The organism is Ruegeria conchae (genome assembly GCF_000192475.1).
GTDB lineage: Bacteria > Pseudomonadota > Alphaproteobacteria > Rhodobacterales > Rhodobacteraceae > Ruegeria > Ruegeria conchae.
Genome location: NZ_AEYW01000006.1, coordinates 219,466 through 235,591 on the forward strand (window position 1 = coordinate 219,466; position 16,126 = coordinate 235,591).

Sequence of the window (16,126 nt, forward strand, 5' to 3'; positions counted from 1 at the left end):
GCAGCTTCCCGGTGTATCCGTTCTTGTTCTTTGATCGGGTCTTTGCCTTGACGGGCTACGGGTCGCCATTTCTCTGCTTCTTGGCGTGAATCTTCAGAGCTATGGCTGACAGAGCGCCCAAACCCATCTCTCTGCGACGCCTGTAGACATGGACCCGAAGCAACTACTTGCCAGCATCACCGTCCTTTTTGGCAGCCAGAGGTTCTCGCCATCCTAGTACTAGCCGGTTTGAGTGTTCTTCACTTGCAAAGATAACAGCTTGTTGACTGCATAATTGGTCCTCCCCAAGGTCCAACTTTTACTATGAGACACAGTGATCCATCTAGAGACTACTGGAAGCCTCATTATGTTGTTTTAAAATTATTCTTCTGGTTTTTCGAGGAGTCCGGAAACAGGCGTGTTTAAGTTTTCAATACATCTCGACCGCACCAAAATCCTAAAATCGTTACCCGATATTGTCAGGTGAGACGGGCACCCTGTGGGTTGAAGCGATAGGTTCGATCCTGAGCATAGCCGAAATGTACGGATTCACCTGCATTAACCTGATGTTGGCCGAATAAGCGCGCGGTGATCTGATGGTCTTGCATCATCGCGATCACGTTGGTGTCTCCGCCCAGATGCTCGACATGAGTCACGTTCGCGGTCAGGGGGCCCTCGTCGGTCAGGTATAGGTCTTCGGGGCGTATTCCCAGTATCGTGTCCGCGCTGTCGCCGATCACGCTGGCAGGGAAGAAATTCATCGAGGGCGCACCGAGGAAGCCTGCGACGAACTGGTTGGCGGGGTTGTTGTATAGCTCCATCGGGCTACCGACCTGTTCAACGCGCCCGTCGCGCAGGACGACGATTTTGTCGGCTAGCGTCATCGCCTCGGTCTGGTCGTGGGTGACGTATATCATCGATGCATCGAGCTGCTGATGCAGGTTTGCGATTTCCAGCCGCGTGTTCATGCGCAGGGCGGCGTCCAAATTGGACAAAGGTTCGTCGAACAGGAACAGTTTGGGTTCGCGCACGATGGCACGCCCAATGGCGACACGTTGACGTTGGCCGCCGGACAGTTCCGAGGGGTAACGGTCGATATATGGTTCAAGGTTCAGCATCTTGCTGGCCTTGGCAACGCGCTCTTCTATGACCTGCTTGCTTTGACCTTCCTGTTTCAGTGCCAGTGACATGTTTTTGCGCACATTCAGGTGGGGATAGAGTGCATAGCTCTGAAACACCATCGCGATGCCGCGTTTGGAGGGCGGGGTTAGGTTCATAAGTTCTCCGCCGATGCGAACCTCGCCCGAGGTCACATCTTCGAGCCCCGCAATCACGCGCAGAAGAGTGGATTTGCCACAGCCCGAAGGTCCAACGAAGACGACGAATTCTCCGTCTTCGACTTCGATGTTGATATCCTTAAGGACTTCGACGGAGCCGAAGGACTTGTTCACGTTCGTTAGCGTCAGGGCGGTCATGTGTTTGCCTCTTTCAGCGAAATTGGTTGGCCGGTGCGGATACTTGTATCGGCAGCCAGACAGATGGCCAGCGATTGCACGGCGTCGTTCATGTGGCGGGTCAGGTCGATGTCTTCAGCGATGGCGCGCAGCATATAGGCTTGTTCGGCATCGCAGAGCTCCTGATGGCCGGGTTCATCCGGCATGTCGATTGTCTGGTCGCCTTCGGGGCGATGGACCAGAAGGCCACCGACTTTGGTGTGGCCGTCGATATCGGCTGACGCACCCTTGTTGCCATCGGTGATCGAGACGGAACCGTTCGGTGAGACAATGTCTTTCACGAAGAATGCGGTTTCAGACATCATCGGGCCCCAACCGGCTTCGTACCAACCGACGGAGCCATCCTCGAAGATCACCTGAAACTGGCCGTAATTGTACATGCCTTCGGCTATCTCATCGCTTAGGCGCAGGCCCATGCCGTGGACGCGCACGGGGTCTGAGTCCGTGATCTGGCACATCACGTCGACATAGTGCACTCCGCAATCGACGATGGGCGAGGTGGTCTGCATCAAGGCCTTATGCGTCTCCCACTCGGCCCCGCTGCTTTGCTGGTTGAGATTCAGCCGGAACACGTAGGGCCCGCCCAGGTCGCGCGCCTCGGAAATCAGACGAATCCATGAGGGGTGATGGCGCAGGATGTAGCCGATGACCAGTTTGCGTTTGGTTTCAATGGCTTTCGCTACAACGCGTTTGGCATCAGCCACAGTCGTCGCTAGTGGTTTTTCAACGAAGACATGCGCTCCGGCCTCCATCGCAGTGCAGGCGTAATCAGCATGGCTGTCAGAATAGGTGGCGACGACTACCAAATCCGGGTTCGTCTCTGACAGAGCCGTCTGAAATTCGGAAAAGGCCGGATATTCTGACAAGTCAGGATGGTCTACGCGGCCAGACCGGTTCACGAGCCCCACGACTTCAGCGTCCGGGTGGTGATGGTTGGCCAAAGCGTGGCTCAGCCCCATATTGCCAAGGCCGGCGATCAGAACTTTGGTCATTTCACAGCTCCTGAAGTGATGCCGCGGATCAACTGGCGTGAGAAGATGACATAGAGCACCAGCACCGGCAGGATCGCCATGCTGAGCGCCGACAGAACCGCGTTCCAGTCGGTGACGAACTGGCCGATGAAGACTTGGCTGCCCAGTGTCAGTGTTTTGGTTTCCTCAGCTGGGGCGAGGATCAGTGGGAACCAGAGGTCGTTCCAGATCGGGATCATGTTGAACACGGCCACGGTCGCCATAGCAGGGCGGACGAGGGGCAGGACCAACCGGAAGAAGATGGTGTATTCGGATAGGCCATCGACGCGGCCCGCGTTTTTCAGATCGTCCGAAACCTGTCGCATGAACTCGGACAGGATAAACACGGCTAGGGGCAGGCCCTGTGCGGTGTAGACAAGGATTAGTGCCCAGAGGGTGTTCACCAACCCTGTAGCAACCATCATCTCAAGTATCGCAACGGTGCCGATGCGGATCGGGATCATGATCCCAAGTGCCAGATAGAGGCCCATCAGGGTGTTGCCCTTGAACTTGTACTCGCTCAGCGCAAAAGCAGCCATTGCGCCGAACAACAGAACAAAAGCCAGCGATACCACGGTCACGATCAGCGAGTTCTGGAAATAAAGGAAGAAATCCCCTTGTTTCATCACCGTCTGATAACCGATCAGCGAGAAGCTTTCGGCATCGGGCAGGGCGAGTGGCTCGCGGAAAATCGAGCGTCGGGTTTTGAAGCTGTTGATGATGATCACGAAGACCGGGAAGAGGGCGATCAACGTGTAGAGGATCAGCGCCCCATGCATGGCGGCCGTGTTTAGCGGGTTTTGGCGTGCTTTGTTCATGCGTTCACCCTCACAGTTGATACCGGCGCATTCGGGTCTGGATGCCGAAGAGGTAGATGCAGACACCGATCAAGATTATGGCGAACATGGCGCCAGCGATGGCGGAGCCCATATGCGGGTCGCCCAGTTGCAGCTGGAAGCCAAAGAAGGTGCGGTACATGAAGGTGCCGAGGATATCGGTCGAGAAATCCGGTCCTGCCAGTGCGCCTTGCGAGACGTAGATCAGGTCGAATGCGTTGAAATTGCCTACAAAAGTCAGGATTGAGATGATTCCGATTGAAGGAATGATCAACGGCAGTTTGATCTTCCAGAATGCCGAGGCTCCGGTGATGCCGTCTATTTCTCCGGCCTCAAGGATCTCTTCGGGGATCGACAGCAGGGCGGCATAGATCAACATCATCGGGATGCCGACGAATTGCCAGACCGAGACAAGTGCCAGTGTCGTCAGCGCGTATTCTTCCTTGCCCAGCCATGGTGCAAACAGAGACTTAAGACCAACGGCGTCCAGCATCGAAGGTGCAATGCCCCAAAGCGGGGACAAGATTAATTTCCACGCGAATCCGACAATGACAAAGCTCAGAATGGTCGGAATGAAAATCGCGGACCGGTAGAGCGCCGCAAACCGCAGGCGGGGATGCGAAAGTAGTGCCGCCAGAGCGATACCGATTGGGTTCTGCACCAGCATGTGGATCAGGAAGAACCAGAAGTTGTTGCCCAAAGCGTTCCAGAACTGCTCGGACCAGATTGGATCGAAGAACAGGGTGCGGAAATTCTGCAGGCCCACGTAGATACGTGTCTGATCAACCTCGGTGAACAGTGCGAGGCGCAGAGTGTTGAACAAGGGGAAGATCATCACCGCCGTATAGACCAACACCGCAGGGGCGAGGAAAACGGCAATGTGCCAGCGTATGCGGCGGGTCTGCATGGGAATCTCCGGGGAAAAAGGTCCGGACGCGACGCGGCGGTCGCGTCCGGTGTGAGTGGCCTAGGTGTTACTGATGCGGTGCGTACCAGCTGGCCAGACCGTCTTGCAGTTGCTGACCCAGCGCTTCGGGTGTCTCTGCACCCTTGATGGCTGCAACGGATGCACCCCAAGTCTCGTTTTCGAGGTTCGGCGTGCCGCGCGACAGGATTTGGTAGGTCGAACGGATCGTGCTTTCGCACTCTTCGCGCCAGCCAACGATTTCTTTGGCCAGTGGATCTTCCAACTCGACCGGAGTGCTGGATAGCGGGAAGAAACCGGGTAGGGCGTTACCGAATATGCTGGCAAACTCGGGGCTTGCGACCCAAGCCAGGAAGGTGCGCGCAGCTTCTTGGTTTTCGCTCGCGGCGTTCATACCGATGCCGATATCAGTGTGGTCCGAAATATAGCAGGTATCGCCCGCGTTCTGGACCGGTGGCTTAAAGGCGCCCATTTCAAAATCGGCCTGCGTGTTGAAGCCCGAGATTTCCCAGCTGCCTGCTGGATAGACCGCTGCACGACCCAGCGTGAACAGGTTCTGGCTGTCGGGATAGGTTTGCGCTTCATACCCGTCGCCCAGATAGTCCGCCCATTTGGCCAGCGTCGCATATGGGGCAACCCACTGGGGATCGGTCAGCTTTTGCTCGCCTTTGATCAGCGCCTGACGGCCTTCTTCACCTTTCCAGTAGTTCGGGCCGATGTTGTTATAGCCCATTGTGGCGGCTTCCCACTGATCATTGGTGCCCATCGCCATCGGGATATAGGTGCCGTCTTCCTTGATCTTGTCGAGGGCGGCAAAGAATTCAGCCTCGGTGGTAGGAACTTCGATGCCCAGCTCGTTGAACGCATCCTTGTTGTAGATGAAGCCGTGAATCACCGACGCCATCGGGACGCAGAAGCTGGCCGAACCGTCATCGGTTTGCCAGGCAGATTTGGCGACGTCGGAGAAATTGCCCATAGCGTCCAGATCGGACAAATCCGTCAGGTGGCCGTCTTCATAAAGCGCGAGCGACGCATCAAACGGACGGCAGGTGATCAGATCACCAGCCGATCCGGCCTCGAGCTTCGAATTCAGAACGGCGTTGTATTCCGCAGGGGCAGAGGGCGAGAAAATCACTTTGATGTCGGGGTGCTCGGCTTCAAAAGCCGGAATGATTTTTTCCTGCCACAGAGCCAGATCGTCATTGCGCCAGCTTTCGATTGTCAGGGTGGCCTCCTGTGCATAGGCGCTTGTGACCAAGGCCGTACTCATCAGAGCAAGGCTCAGAACTTTGCGTGTCATTTGGTTTCTCCCAGGTTGATGGTTTCTTGGTTTTGCTTAATCCGCTCCAGGGCGGGACGGAGGTGATCATTCGCGTCGTGCAATATGGCCTGTGCCTCGCCCAGCGTCGGGACCCCTGCTGCAAGCAAGGCGGCGCATTTCAGATTGCCGCTGGCCGTCATCAATGCTGTTTCGGCTTGTTCGGGGTCAACGCCGGCCAGTTGACAAACAATCCCTTTGGCGCGGGCGCGGAGCTTATCATTGTCAGCACGCAGATTGATCATCATGCCGTCCTGAATATGCCCCAACTCCATTGCCATCAGGGTCGACAGCATGTTCAGCGCGATTTTTTGTGCCGTGCCTGCCCCCATGCGGGTCGAACCCGAAACCAGCTCGGGCGGTGTGGAAAGCAGAATGGGGTGATCAGACAGCCGCAACAGTTCGGTATCGCCGTTATTCGCGATCCCGACGATAGGGGCACCCTTGTCGCGCGCGATCTGGGCTGCGGCAACAGTATACGGCGTCGTACCGCTGGCAGAAACAGTGATCAAAGTGTCTTTGGGGGACAGATCCACAAGATCACGAGCAAGAGTGCTGGTCGCATCTTCAGTATCTCCGGGCATCTCGACACCCGTTGGCATACCACCTGCCATATGAATGCGTATTTGGCTTGGAGGTATTGAATAAGTTCCGCCGAGTTCCAGTGCATCCGAAGCGGCCATCAGGCCAGATGATCCCGCCGCGAGATAATGCAAGACACCACCCGTGCGGATCGTTTGCGCCATTGCTTTTGCTCCGGTGCAAATGGGGGTGAGCGAGGTGAGCGGGGTGGTCGCGGCCTCAGACTGGGATCGAGCCAGCAACTCGGCAACTTCGGCCAAGGGGCGCGCGTCTAGCCCGATCGCATCCTTGTGCAGTTGTTCCGTTACTGGCGTGGCCACGTGATTCTCCCCTCAGTTCTGGACATCATACCTTTTAGATACCATTAGTCTACCATTTTCTTTTTGTGTCGATATGTTTCAGAATTTCAGCCATAATTCTGCAATTTGGTCGCAATTGGGTCTTCAAAAACTTAAATAGGTATTATAAAGGTATTTCCATGAGTCGTCTTGCTGATACCATAGTGCTCGCTGTAGATGGCGGTGGTACGCGTTGTCGTATCGCTGTTTCTGATGGCTCTGTTGCTCGCCAAGTTGAGGTGGGGGCTGCGAACGTCTCGACCGATTTCGAAGCAGCTTGTGCCGAGCTGAATCGCGGTATTGCGGATCTGGCCAAGCAAGCCGGATTAAATGGCGCACAGATTGCAGGGACGTCGGCCTATTTGGGGTTGGCTGGGATCACTGGCAAAACGCTGGCAGAGCGACTCGCAGCGAGGCTGCCGTTCGAACGCGCCCGAATTGAAGATGACAGGCCCTCCGCATTGAGGGGTGCGCTTGGGTCGAAAGATGGTTTCGTGGCGCATTGTGGTACGGGGTCGTTTCTCGCGTCGCAGAGAGATGGTCAGATTCGCTTGGCCGGTGGCTGGGGGCCGGTATTAGGGGATCAAGCTTCGGCGCAATGGGTTGGCCGGCAGGCTTTGGCGCGCACTCTCGATTGTGTCGATGGCATCGCGCCGACCTCCGACATGGCGAATGGTCTTTTGGCACGCTTTGATGGTGCCGCCGGGATTGTAGGGGCTGCATCCATGATGACGCCCACCGAGTTTGGTGCGCTGGCCCCTGTAGTCACGCTTAGCGCTGAGCAGGGGGATGCGCTTGCGCGCGCTATCATGGAGGCCGGTGCACGATATCTGGCGGATCAGATCGAGGCGATGGGCTGGAAGCCCGGTCTATCGATTTGTCTGACCGGGGGGATCGGTCCGCAATACGCGCCTTACCTTTCAGAGATCATGCAGCAGGACCTGACTGAACCACTAGGCGATCCATTGGCCGGTGCAATCGCGCTGGCCCGTGCGTTTCATGAGGAGATCGAACATGAGCGTTGCTGACTTCCTGAAACCTGAAGGATGGCTGGGTCAGACCGCTGGTCCGCGTTATGTGCAATTGCGCCATCGGTTGGAGCAGGGGATAGAAGAGGGCATTCTAGCCCCGAACAGTTCACTTCCACCCGAACGCGAGATCGCTGAGCTCACGGATCTGTCGCGCGTCACGGTGCGAAAGGCGATTCAGGAATTGGTGCGCAAAGGTGCGATTGAACAGAGGCAGGGTTCAGGCTCATTCGTGCGTCAGCCCGTTGCACGGGTTGAGCAATCATTGTCTCACCTGACCTCGTTTACCGAGGATATGGAGCGACGTGGTTTTGAAACAACATCAACCTGGTTGGAGCGCGGGGTGTTTCTGCCTTCTCCGGACGAGATGTTGGCACTAGGGCTATCGACCAATGATCAGGTCGCCCGAATTCATCGTTTGCGCGCTGCCGGAGGACGGCCAATGGCGTTAGAGCGTGCAGCTTTGCCACTGGATATCCTGCCCAACCCGACCGAAGTCACTGGGTCCTTGTATGCGTTCCTGGAAAGATCCGGGAACCGTCCGGTGCGCGCGATCCAAAAGATCTCGGCCATCAACCTTGAAGCCACCGAGGCATGCTTGCTTGACGTTGCAGAGGGTACAGCGGGGCTGCGCATTCAGCGTACCTCATACCTCGAAAGCGGGCGCGTCGCCGAACTCACCCGATCCATCTATCACGGCGATGCCTACGATTTTGTGGCAGAGCTGCGTCTATCAACCTGAAAGGCGGGACATATGTCCACCGAAAAAACTCAAATGCGGCGGGAAATCAACGAGATACCCTTTGCCGTTGATCGACTTTTAACCGAAGGTGCCAGGGCGATCTCCGCGACTGCTGGCGCGATCCGCGAGCATGATCCTAATTTCCTGATCTCAGTCGCACGCGGATCATCGGATCATGCCTGCAGCTATCTGAAATACGCGTCTGAACTGCTGCTGGGCCTGCCCATGGCGTCGGTCGGGCCGAGCGTCAAATCGATTTACGGGGTAGACATGCGCTGCCCCGGCGCTCTGTGTATCTCGGTGTCACAATCGGGCCAAAGCCCAGACATCGTTCAATTGACAAAATCCCTGACTGAAGGCGGATCATACTCGGTTGCAATTACCAATGATACGGGATCGGCCTTGGCCAAGGTCGCCTCTTCGGCTCTTTCGATCCACGCGGGCGCTGAACTGAGCGTGGCTGCCACCAAAACGTTCGTCACCTCTCTGGTTGCCGGGCTTTGGTTGTTGGCCGAGGTCAAGGGCGATGAGGAATTGCTGTCTTCGATCCACAAACTGCCGGATGTTTTGTCGCGCGCGATCACATGCGATTGGGGTGCTGTCGTAGACGCCGTTGATGGCCAATCACTTTTCACGCTTGGGCGTGGCATGTCCTGGGCAATTTCGAATGAGGCGGCTCTGAAATTCAAGGAAACCTGCCAAATCCACGCGGAAAGCTATTCCTCGGCCGAGGTATTGCATGGTCCGGTTTCGATTGTCGATCAGGGGTTTCCAGTGATTGCCTTCGCCTCAGGTGATGCGGCCGAGGCCAATATTGCCGAGGTTGCAGATGCGCTTGCGGGCAAAGGGGCAAAGGTCTTTGCGACAACCAACAAGGTGGCTGATGCTGCGTCGCTGCCGCATGTGCGCACATCGCACTGGATGACGGACCCGGTCGCCTCGATTGCGTCTTTCTACGGTATGGTCGAGGCAGTAGCCACGCGGCGCGGTATCAACCCTGATGCACCACGCCACCTGCGGAAAGTGACGGAAACGGTATGACCGCTGCGACGATCACCTTCGCCGGAGGGCCGATTTTCGACGGCGAAATGCTGGTAGAAGGGCACGCGGCCCGCTTCGTCGACGGGAGGTTGGATTGCATATTGCCCGAATCTCAACTGTCTGCGGGTGAAGTGATCGAGAACCTGTCGGGTGACATTCTCAGCCCCGGTTACGTAGATTTGCAGGTCAATGGAGGCGGAGGTGTCATGTTCAATGATGATCCGTCAGTCGAAACACTGCGGCATATCGCAGGGGCACATCGCCAACTTGGGGCGACATCGATCTTGCCGACGTTGATTACGGATACACCTGAAAAGACCAGAGCCGCCATTGCGGCCGCAACGCAGGCCATCAAACAGGGGGTGCGAGGGATTGCAGGGCTGCACCTTGAGGGCCCGCACCTGTCCGTGCGTCGCAAAGGCGCGCATGACGCTGCACTGATCAGGCCCATGGAAGGTGCCGATCTTCAGCAACTGTTAGATGCAGCAAAGGTGCTGCCTGCGCTCATGGTCACGATTGCACCCGAGAGTGTCACGACGGCTCAGGTCGAAACGCTTACCAAAGCGGGAGTCATCGTCTCAATGGGGCACAGTGATGCTGCGTTTGAAACCTGTGTGACGTACGTTAAGGCAGGCGCGCATTGTGCGACGCATCTGTTCAACGCCATGAGCCAATTGGGCAACCGCGAGCCCGGCCTCGTTGGCGCCGTCCTTTCCCAAGGTGCAATGTCCGCAGGTCTGATCGCAGACGCGATTCATGTTCACTCAGAGACAATGCGCGCGGCCTTCGCCGCCAAGCAGGGGCCGGGCCGCCTGTTTCTGGTCAGTGACGCGATGGCCGTCGCCGGGACAGACTTGACCGCGTTCAAGTTGGAAGGACGCATCATCCAACGAGAAAACGGCAGGCTAACCTTGCAGGACGGAACACTGGCTGGGGCTGATCTTGATCTGACCACTGCCTTGCGTGTGTTGACGACAAAAGTTGGCATATCTCTGCCCGATGCCTTGGCAGCGGCAACGCGCATTCCCGGAGATATCATCTCGCAAAGAGCCATCTCTGATCTGAGCACGATCACGCAGGCCATTCGAATTTCCCCGGATCTGTCACAGGCCCGACCGGTTGTTGCAGGTTGAACGCCATTTTTGGCGAAACTCATGACACCACAGATTTCGCATCTCGCCGCAGCCGCTGCGGTTGTGTAAGACGTTAGGCAAACGCGGTTTGGGAATGTCCTAATGTTTCAAGATATTGGCAAAATCGACATGAGGGCGGCCGCCCGGACTTTGCCATGACCCAGAAGCGAGGCGTTTTCATTGGGCAGCGCAAGGATCGTATGGGCGCGCGCCTGTTAATGATCCTGACCTGTATTCGTCTGGCTGAAGATTTTGAGACCGACTACCGCGTGAACTGGTTCCCACAGGGCGCGGACGCACCGGAACTGGATCAGCCCGAGGAGCTGTTCACTTCTGATTGGATGGATGCGCATTTTCTTAATCAGCCAGAGTTCGACGCACTGAATGAGACCGCTCAGCCGATTTGGGCTTTCCAGAACGACCCATCGCCAGAGCGGTTGATGGACCATTTAGCCTCGGGCCGTTCGGTACTGGTCGAAGAAGGGTTTGAGGTGCTGGCGTTCCCTTGGGAGGATATCGAAGCCATCCGCCCCCGTTATCGCGATTTCATCCGCGGTGTTGGGTTCGTCGATAAGGTTCGTCAGATCATGGATCGGGCGGATGAAAAACTTTCAGGGCAGGGGGTTTCTGCCTATCACATTCGTCGTGGCGATATCTTGAATGGATTGCCGTGGAAACACTCAACCTGGCCCGCCAAGATCGAGCCCGAAGAGTTTTATGAGGCCCATCTGGAAAAATCCAGGGGCCAGACGGCGATCATGTTCTCAGATCAGCCCGAGTTGATCGTACGGTTTAAGCAGCGGTTTCCGCAGCTTATGCAAATGTCGGACATTGCTGATTTGTCGGGTCTGACACGAGCGCAACGAGACTTTCTGGAACTCTACGCAATGTCGCGGGCGGATCAGGTGATTGCACCTTATATTTCGGCCTTTTCGATGGCAGCGGCGCGGATATCGGGGCAGCAGCGCAAGGTGTTTCGCGATGTATTGACTGAGGAGGAATTGCAAGGGGCGAATGAGCGCGTCATCGAGCGGGTCGCGCAAGGACCGGCAGAGTTTCTGAACCCATCGGAGGCTGCGCATATCTATGCAAAAGCGGCGCAATATCTATCGGCTCAGGATCGCTGTGAAGAGGCGTATGAAAGTGCCAAACCCATCCTAGACACTGGGGCCGACAACGCCTTTATGCCGTTGCTGCAATCACTGAATTGTTTTTACCTGTCCAAGTGGCAGGAAAGCGAGACGCTTGCCCGTGAGGGGTTGGAGAATCCGCATCTCTGGCCCGAAGATTATGCAGTTATGTGCGCTTTGCGTGGCGCCATTCTGGGTGTGCAGGGCAAACGCTGGGCGGCGACACGGCATTTCGCAAAAGCGTTCTGGGCCAAGCCATTACGGCCGGATGTTGTAGTGCTGGGGTCCAGAATGTTGTACCGGTCACATCTGGCACATCGACTGCTGCCGCCGGTCGACTGGTCGTTGCAGCGCATGGTGCGTCAGCGCCGTTTTCCACCGTTCAACAATCTTTATCTTGTTCAGCACAAGGTGGTATCATGGCGGCCGTGCAACTTTGATTTCGTTCTGCTGGATTGGGCGGAACTGGCGCTGGATCAACGCGCAAGACGTCTGTTTGATCAGCGTAAGAGGCTGGAAGCATTGAGTTCAGCCTTGGACGATCTGCCTGACGTACCCGCAGACGACCCGCGATTGCAGAGCGCGCAGGTGGTACTGCAAAAGCATCTGGGCGAGGTCTCTGACGCGCAGGCCATCGACAGAACACGTCGGATAGTAGCCGAAGTGCCGGAAAATACACTGTATCAGAAACGACTGGCCGAGCTTTATGAAGCGGAGGGCGATGCCGACGCCGCCCAAAAAACAATGGCCGAGGCGCTGGCCTGCGACCCCGAAAGCCCATTTCTTCTGTACGCAATGGGCCGTTTGCTGGAGCGGACGGGCCAGATCGGGCAGGGCGAGAAGCTGATCTTGCAAGCCGCTGATCAGGATGAAGTCAGCGTCGCCATACAGGGTATGGCGGGTCAGATCCACATGCGACGTGGAAACAAGAAAAAGGCGCGGCCGTATCTAGAGAAAGCGCGCGATCTTTATCCGCCCTACAAGCGGTTTACCAATCAGTTGAACAGGATTTCGGGGTAGACGCGGCCCTAGTCCAGCGCAATCTCTTGCCGCAGTTTTCCGGTTGTCTTGTCAAAGATCATAATACGGTTGTCCTCGGTCACGACCGCATACCAGTTGTTGCCGATCGTCAATGCTTGGGCCTTTGCTCCGTCAGGTAACTCGATCTGATCGGGTAGCTTCGGTGTGCGATCGGATAGGCGGATGACAATCAGGGCGAATGTCACTAGAACCCCGCCAATCATAACCGCGGTCAGCAGCATGACCATGCGCCGGAGCAGTCGAAGCTGCGGTGTTTCCTGCGGTTCCTGAGGTTCGGAAGGGACAGTCATGGGCACCCGCCTGATAGAGTTTCAAATCGCGGCCGCTCCGCCGCCCCGCCTTGATAAGGCGCTTGCGCGGGATGTGCCAGCGGAAGAGAACCTGTCGCGTACCCGACTGACACGATTGATCAGCGAGGGGGCAGTCACCGTCGATGGGGCGGTCATTAAAGACCCCAAGGCCAAAATTTCCGAAGATGCACAGATCGGGATTACAGTGGCTGAGGCCGAAGACAGCCATATCGGCCCCGAGGATATCCCTCTGGAAGTTGTCTATGAGGATGACGATCTGATCGTGATCAACAAGCCTGCCGGGATGGTGGTGCATCCGGCTCCGGGCTCTCCGAACGGTACGCTCGTCAATGCGCTGCTTCATCATTGCGGCGAAGATCTATCAGGAGTCGGAGGTGTCAAGCGCCCGGGAATCGTACATCGGATCGACAAGGAAACCAGTGGCCTGCTGGTCGTGGCCAAATCGGATGCAGCGCATCATGGGTTGGCGGCTCAGTTCGAGGCGCATAGCGTCGAGCGCTACTACCGCGCCATATGTTATGGTGTGCCCGATGCCAATGATCCCCGATTGCGCGGGATAAAGGGCGTTAGTTTTGAGCCCGGCAATATTATGCGTCTGACGACTCAGCTGGCGCGGCACAAAACGGATCGGCAAAAGCAGGCCGTGCTGTTTCACGGTGGTCGGCATGCGGTGACACGAGCGCGGATTGTCGAGGTGTTCGGATCGCCCGGTAGCCTATCGTTAGTCGAATGTTGGCTCGAGACGGGCCGGACACATCAAATCCGTGTCCACATGGCACACGCTGGCCATGGCCTTGTCGGTGACCCGGTTTATGGTGGCAAACGCAAGCTGGCAGCGCGCGCGTTCACACCTGAGGCGATTGAAGCTGTGCGTGCATTCCCACGCCAAGCATTGCACGCAGCGGTGCTTGGGTTCGAACATCCCGTTTCCGGCGAAATGCTGCGATTTGAGGCGCCGTTGCCGCAGGATATGTCAACGCTGTTGGAAAACCTGAGAAAGCCGCTGAAATAATCTGCAAAGGCTTGTGAAAATCGCAATTTCAGCTTTCCTTTACATAGGGTTAATTCCAGACTTGTATTAGTTCCTCTTGAATGTACCGGGTCTGGTACCCATATCCCATGTTAAGGGCTTAAACATTTGTCCAAGGGGCAGAAATAAATGGCAAATTATTCAAATCTTCCAGCACCTACACCTGAAGGTGGACTGAACCGCTATATGCAGGAGATTCGTAAGTTTCCTCTGCTTGAGCCAGAGGAAGAGTACATGCTGGCCAAGCGCTGGGTCGAGGAGCAGGATACCGAGGCTGCACATAAGATGGTCACGTCACACCTGCGTTTGGCGGCCAAGATTGCTATGGGATATCGTGGCTACGGCCTTCCACAAGCCGAAGTGATTTCCGAGGCCAACGTGGGCCTGATGCAGGCGGTCAAAAAGTTCGACCCCGAAAAGGGCTTTCGTCTGGCGACCTATGCCATGTGGTGGATCCGCGCTTCGATTCAGGAGTATGTTCTGCGATCTTGGTCGATGGTGAAGCTGGGCACAACTTCGGCACAGAAGAAACTGTTCTTTAACCTGCGTAAGGCGAAGGCGCGTATTGGCGCGCTGGAAGAAGGCGATCTGCGTCCTGAAAACGTGGCCAAGATCGCGGAAGACCTCGGCGTAACTGAAGAAGAAGTCATCAGCATGAACCGCCGGATGTCCGGTGGTGATGCCTCGCTGAACGCGACTGTCGGGTCAGAAGGCGAAGGCACCATGCAATGGCAGGATTGGCTTGAGGATGAAGATGCTGATCAGGCTGGCGACTACGAGGCGCGCGATGAACTGGAAGCCCGGCGCGAGCTGCTTGCCGCTGCGTTGGATGTCTTGAATGATCGTGAAAAAGATATTCTGACCCAGCGCCGTCTGATGGATCAGGCCGTCACGCTCGAAGAATTGAGCACGCAGTACAATGTAAGCCGCGAACGGATTCGTCAGATTGAAGTGCGTGCATTTGAGAAGTTGCAGAAGAAGATGCGAGAGCTTGCGCGCGAGAAGGGCATGTTGAGTTCAAGTTGAGCCGCTCGCATTCGAAGCGCCAACCGGTCTGATCCACGTCAGGCCGGTTTTTTCTTGCCCAAGGGGTATGACAGTCCTGTCCTTCGCTGCTAATGATTGGTGGCGCTAACATCGCGAGGAGATGGTGATCATGCAAAAGCCGGTTCAATGGGGCATATTAGGGGCTTCGAAATTTGCGCTTCAGCACATGGGGCCAGCTATCCACGCCGCTGATGGTGCTCGCCTTGCTGGGCTGGCCACGTCCGATCCGACCAAAGCAGCGCCATTTCAACAGTTTTGCCCCGATATCAGCGTTTTCCATAGCTATGACGCGCTGTTGGCTGATCCGGGGATCGAAGCTGTCTACATCCCATTACCTAATCATTTGCATGTCGAATGGAGCCTGAAGGCGCTGGATGCGGGCAAGCATGTTTTATGTGAAAAGCCGATGACCATGCGGGCTGATGAGTTTGAAACTCTGATTGCCAAGCGGGATCAGACCGGATTGCTGGCCGCCGAAGCTTACATGATCGTACATCATCCGCAGTGGCAATTGACCCGCAATATGATCGCCGACGGAGCAATCGGGAAGCTGGTCCATGTCAGCGGCGCGTTCAGCTATGACAACCGGGCGGATACTGCCAACATTCGCAACCGCGCAGAAACCGGCGGGGGTGGGCTGCGCGATATCGGGGTGTATGTGATCGGCGGCGCACGCTATGCGACGGGGCAAGAGCCGATCTCGGTCAGCGGTGCGATCAGATGGGAGAATGACGTGGACGTCTTCACCGAAATTCGTGCGCAGTTTCCCGACTTTACCTACTCCGCCTACGTCTCGACCCGAATGCATCCGCATCAGGAGATGGTGTTTCACGGCGAAGGTGGTTTGATCCGTCTGACCGCGCCTTTCAATGCGCGTGTATTTGGCGAAGCAAGGGTCGAGTTGCACCGCCCTGGGCTTGAGGTACAGGTGACGCGCTTTCCAGGGGACGATCACTATAAGCTGCAGGTCGAGGCATTCTGCCGCTCAGTCCGCGATCGGGCTGACTACCCCTGTCCGTTGGAATTCGTGCGGGGCACGCAAGAGGTTATCGATCAGGTCTTTGATACAGCTGTATCGCTCTAGCTTGCCACGCCCTTGGTGTCTCGCGTATCCTGTCCCG

15 protein-coding genes are annotated in these 16,126 nt (G+C 56.5%); 8 read left to right on the forward strand and 7 right to left on the reverse strand.

Annotated features, from left to right (window positions below; translation table 11 throughout):
• Positions 1–458: 458 nt before the first annotated feature.
• The 6 genes from G7G_RS0105580 to G7G_RS0105605 all read right to left on the reverse strand — a co-directional run bounded on the left by G7G_RS0105580 (position 459) and on the right by G7G_RS0105605 (position 6,484).
• Positions 459–1,454 (reverse strand): ABC transporter ATP-binding protein, encoded by a 996-nt coding sequence (locus tag G7G_RS0105580; RefSeq protein ID WP_010439350.1) that lies wholly within the window; start codon positions 1,452–1,454, stop codon positions 459–461.
• A complete protein-coding gene (locus tag G7G_RS0105585) occupies positions 1,451–2,485 on the reverse strand; it encodes a Gfo/Idh/MocA family protein (protein WP_010439352.1) in 1,035 nt (344 codons plus the stop codon). The genes G7G_RS0105580 and G7G_RS0105585 overlap by 4 nt, the downstream gene beginning before the upstream one ends.
• Positions 2,482–3,321 carry a carbohydrate ABC transporter permease gene (locus G7G_RS0105590; RefSeq protein ID WP_010439354.1) on the reverse strand — a complete coding sequence of 280 codons (840 nt, stop codon included), beginning with the start codon at positions 3,319–3,321 and terminating at the stop codon, positions 2,482–2,484. The genes G7G_RS0105585 and G7G_RS0105590 overlap by 4 nt, the downstream gene beginning before the upstream one ends.
• 10 nt (positions 3,322–3,331) lie before the next feature.
• The gene (locus tag G7G_RS0105595; protein WP_010439355.1) at positions 3,332–4,246 is read right to left on the reverse strand and encodes a carbohydrate ABC transporter permease; all 915 of its coding nucleotides are present in this window, start codon (positions 4,244–4,246) and stop codon (positions 3,332–3,334) included.
• 67 nt (positions 4,247–4,313) lie between these two features.
• The gene (locus G7G_RS0105600; protein ID WP_010439357.1) at positions 4,314–5,564 is read right to left on the reverse strand and encodes an ABC transporter substrate-binding protein; all 1,251 of its coding nucleotides are present in this window, start codon (positions 5,562–5,564) and stop codon (positions 4,314–4,316) included.
• A complete protein-coding gene (locus G7G_RS0105605) occupies positions 5,561–6,484 on the reverse strand; it encodes an N-acetylmuramic acid 6-phosphate etherase (RefSeq protein WP_010439359.1) in 924 nt (307 codons plus the stop codon). Before G7G_RS0105605 ends, G7G_RS0105600 begins: the two co-directional genes overlap by 4 nt.
• Before the next feature lie 158 nt (positions 6,485–6,642).
• On the opposite strand from G7G_RS0105605, the gene G7G_RS0105610 reads away from it, so the two are divergent.
• From G7G_RS0105610 to G7G_RS0105630, 5 genes are all read left to right on the forward strand, one after another.
• Entirely contained in the window at positions 6,643–7,530 is an 888-nt protein-coding gene (locus tag G7G_RS0105610; protein ID WP_010439361.1) for a glucosamine kinase nucleotide-binding domain-containing protein, read from the forward strand.
• Positions 7,517–8,272, forward strand: a complete 756-nt coding sequence (locus G7G_RS0105615) for a GntR family transcriptional regulator (RefSeq protein WP_010439362.1) — start codon at positions 7,517–7,519, stop codon at positions 8,270–8,272. The genes G7G_RS0105610 and G7G_RS0105615 overlap by 14 nt, the downstream gene beginning before the upstream one ends.
• Positions 8,273–8,284: 12 nt before the next feature.
• Positions 8,285–9,313: an SIS domain-containing protein gene (locus G7G_RS0105620; protein ID WP_010439364.1), complete on the forward strand. Its 1,029-nt coding sequence runs from the start codon at positions 8,285–8,287 to the stop codon at positions 9,311–9,313.
• Entirely contained in the window at positions 9,310–10,446 is a 1,137-nt protein-coding gene (nagA, locus tag G7G_RS0105625; RefSeq protein ID WP_010439366.1) for an N-acetylglucosamine-6-phosphate deacetylase, read from the forward strand. Before G7G_RS0105620 ends, nagA begins: the two co-directional genes overlap by 4 nt.
• A gap of 155 nt (positions 10,447–10,601) precedes the next feature.
• Positions 10,602–12,596: a hypothetical protein gene (locus G7G_RS0105630; protein ID WP_010439368.1), complete on the forward strand. Its 1,995-nt coding sequence runs from the start codon at positions 10,602–10,604 to the stop codon at positions 12,594–12,596.
• A gap of 8 nt (positions 12,597–12,604) precedes the next feature.
• On the opposite strand, the gene G7G_RS0105635 is transcribed toward G7G_RS0105630, so the two are convergent.
• Positions 12,605–12,907 (reverse strand): DUF6476 family protein, encoded by a 303-nt coding sequence (locus G7G_RS0105635; RefSeq protein ID WP_010439370.1) that lies wholly within the window; start codon positions 12,905–12,907, stop codon positions 12,605–12,607.
• On the opposite strand from G7G_RS0105635, the gene G7G_RS0105640 reads away from it, so the two are divergent.
• From G7G_RS0105640 to G7G_RS0105650, 3 genes are all read left to right on the forward strand, one after another.
• Positions 12,906–13,940, forward strand: coding sequence for an RluA family pseudouridine synthase (locus G7G_RS0105640; protein WP_010439372.1), 1,035 nt, complete (start codon positions 12,906–12,908; stop codon positions 13,938–13,940). The genes G7G_RS0105635 and G7G_RS0105640 overlap by 2 nt on opposite strands.
• 147 nt (positions 13,941–14,087) lie before the next feature.
• Positions 14,088–14,984: an RNA polymerase sigma factor RpoH gene (rpoH, locus tag G7G_RS0105645; protein ID WP_010439375.1), complete on the forward strand. Its 897-nt coding sequence runs from the start codon at positions 14,088–14,090 to the stop codon at positions 14,982–14,984.
• 130 nt (positions 14,985–15,114) lie between these two features.
• Positions 15,115–16,089, forward strand: a complete 975-nt coding sequence (locus tag G7G_RS0105650) for a Gfo/Idh/MocA family protein (RefSeq protein ID WP_029621761.1) — start codon at positions 15,115–15,117, stop codon at positions 16,087–16,089.
• The last annotated feature ends 37 nt before the right edge of the window (positions 16,090–16,126 follow it).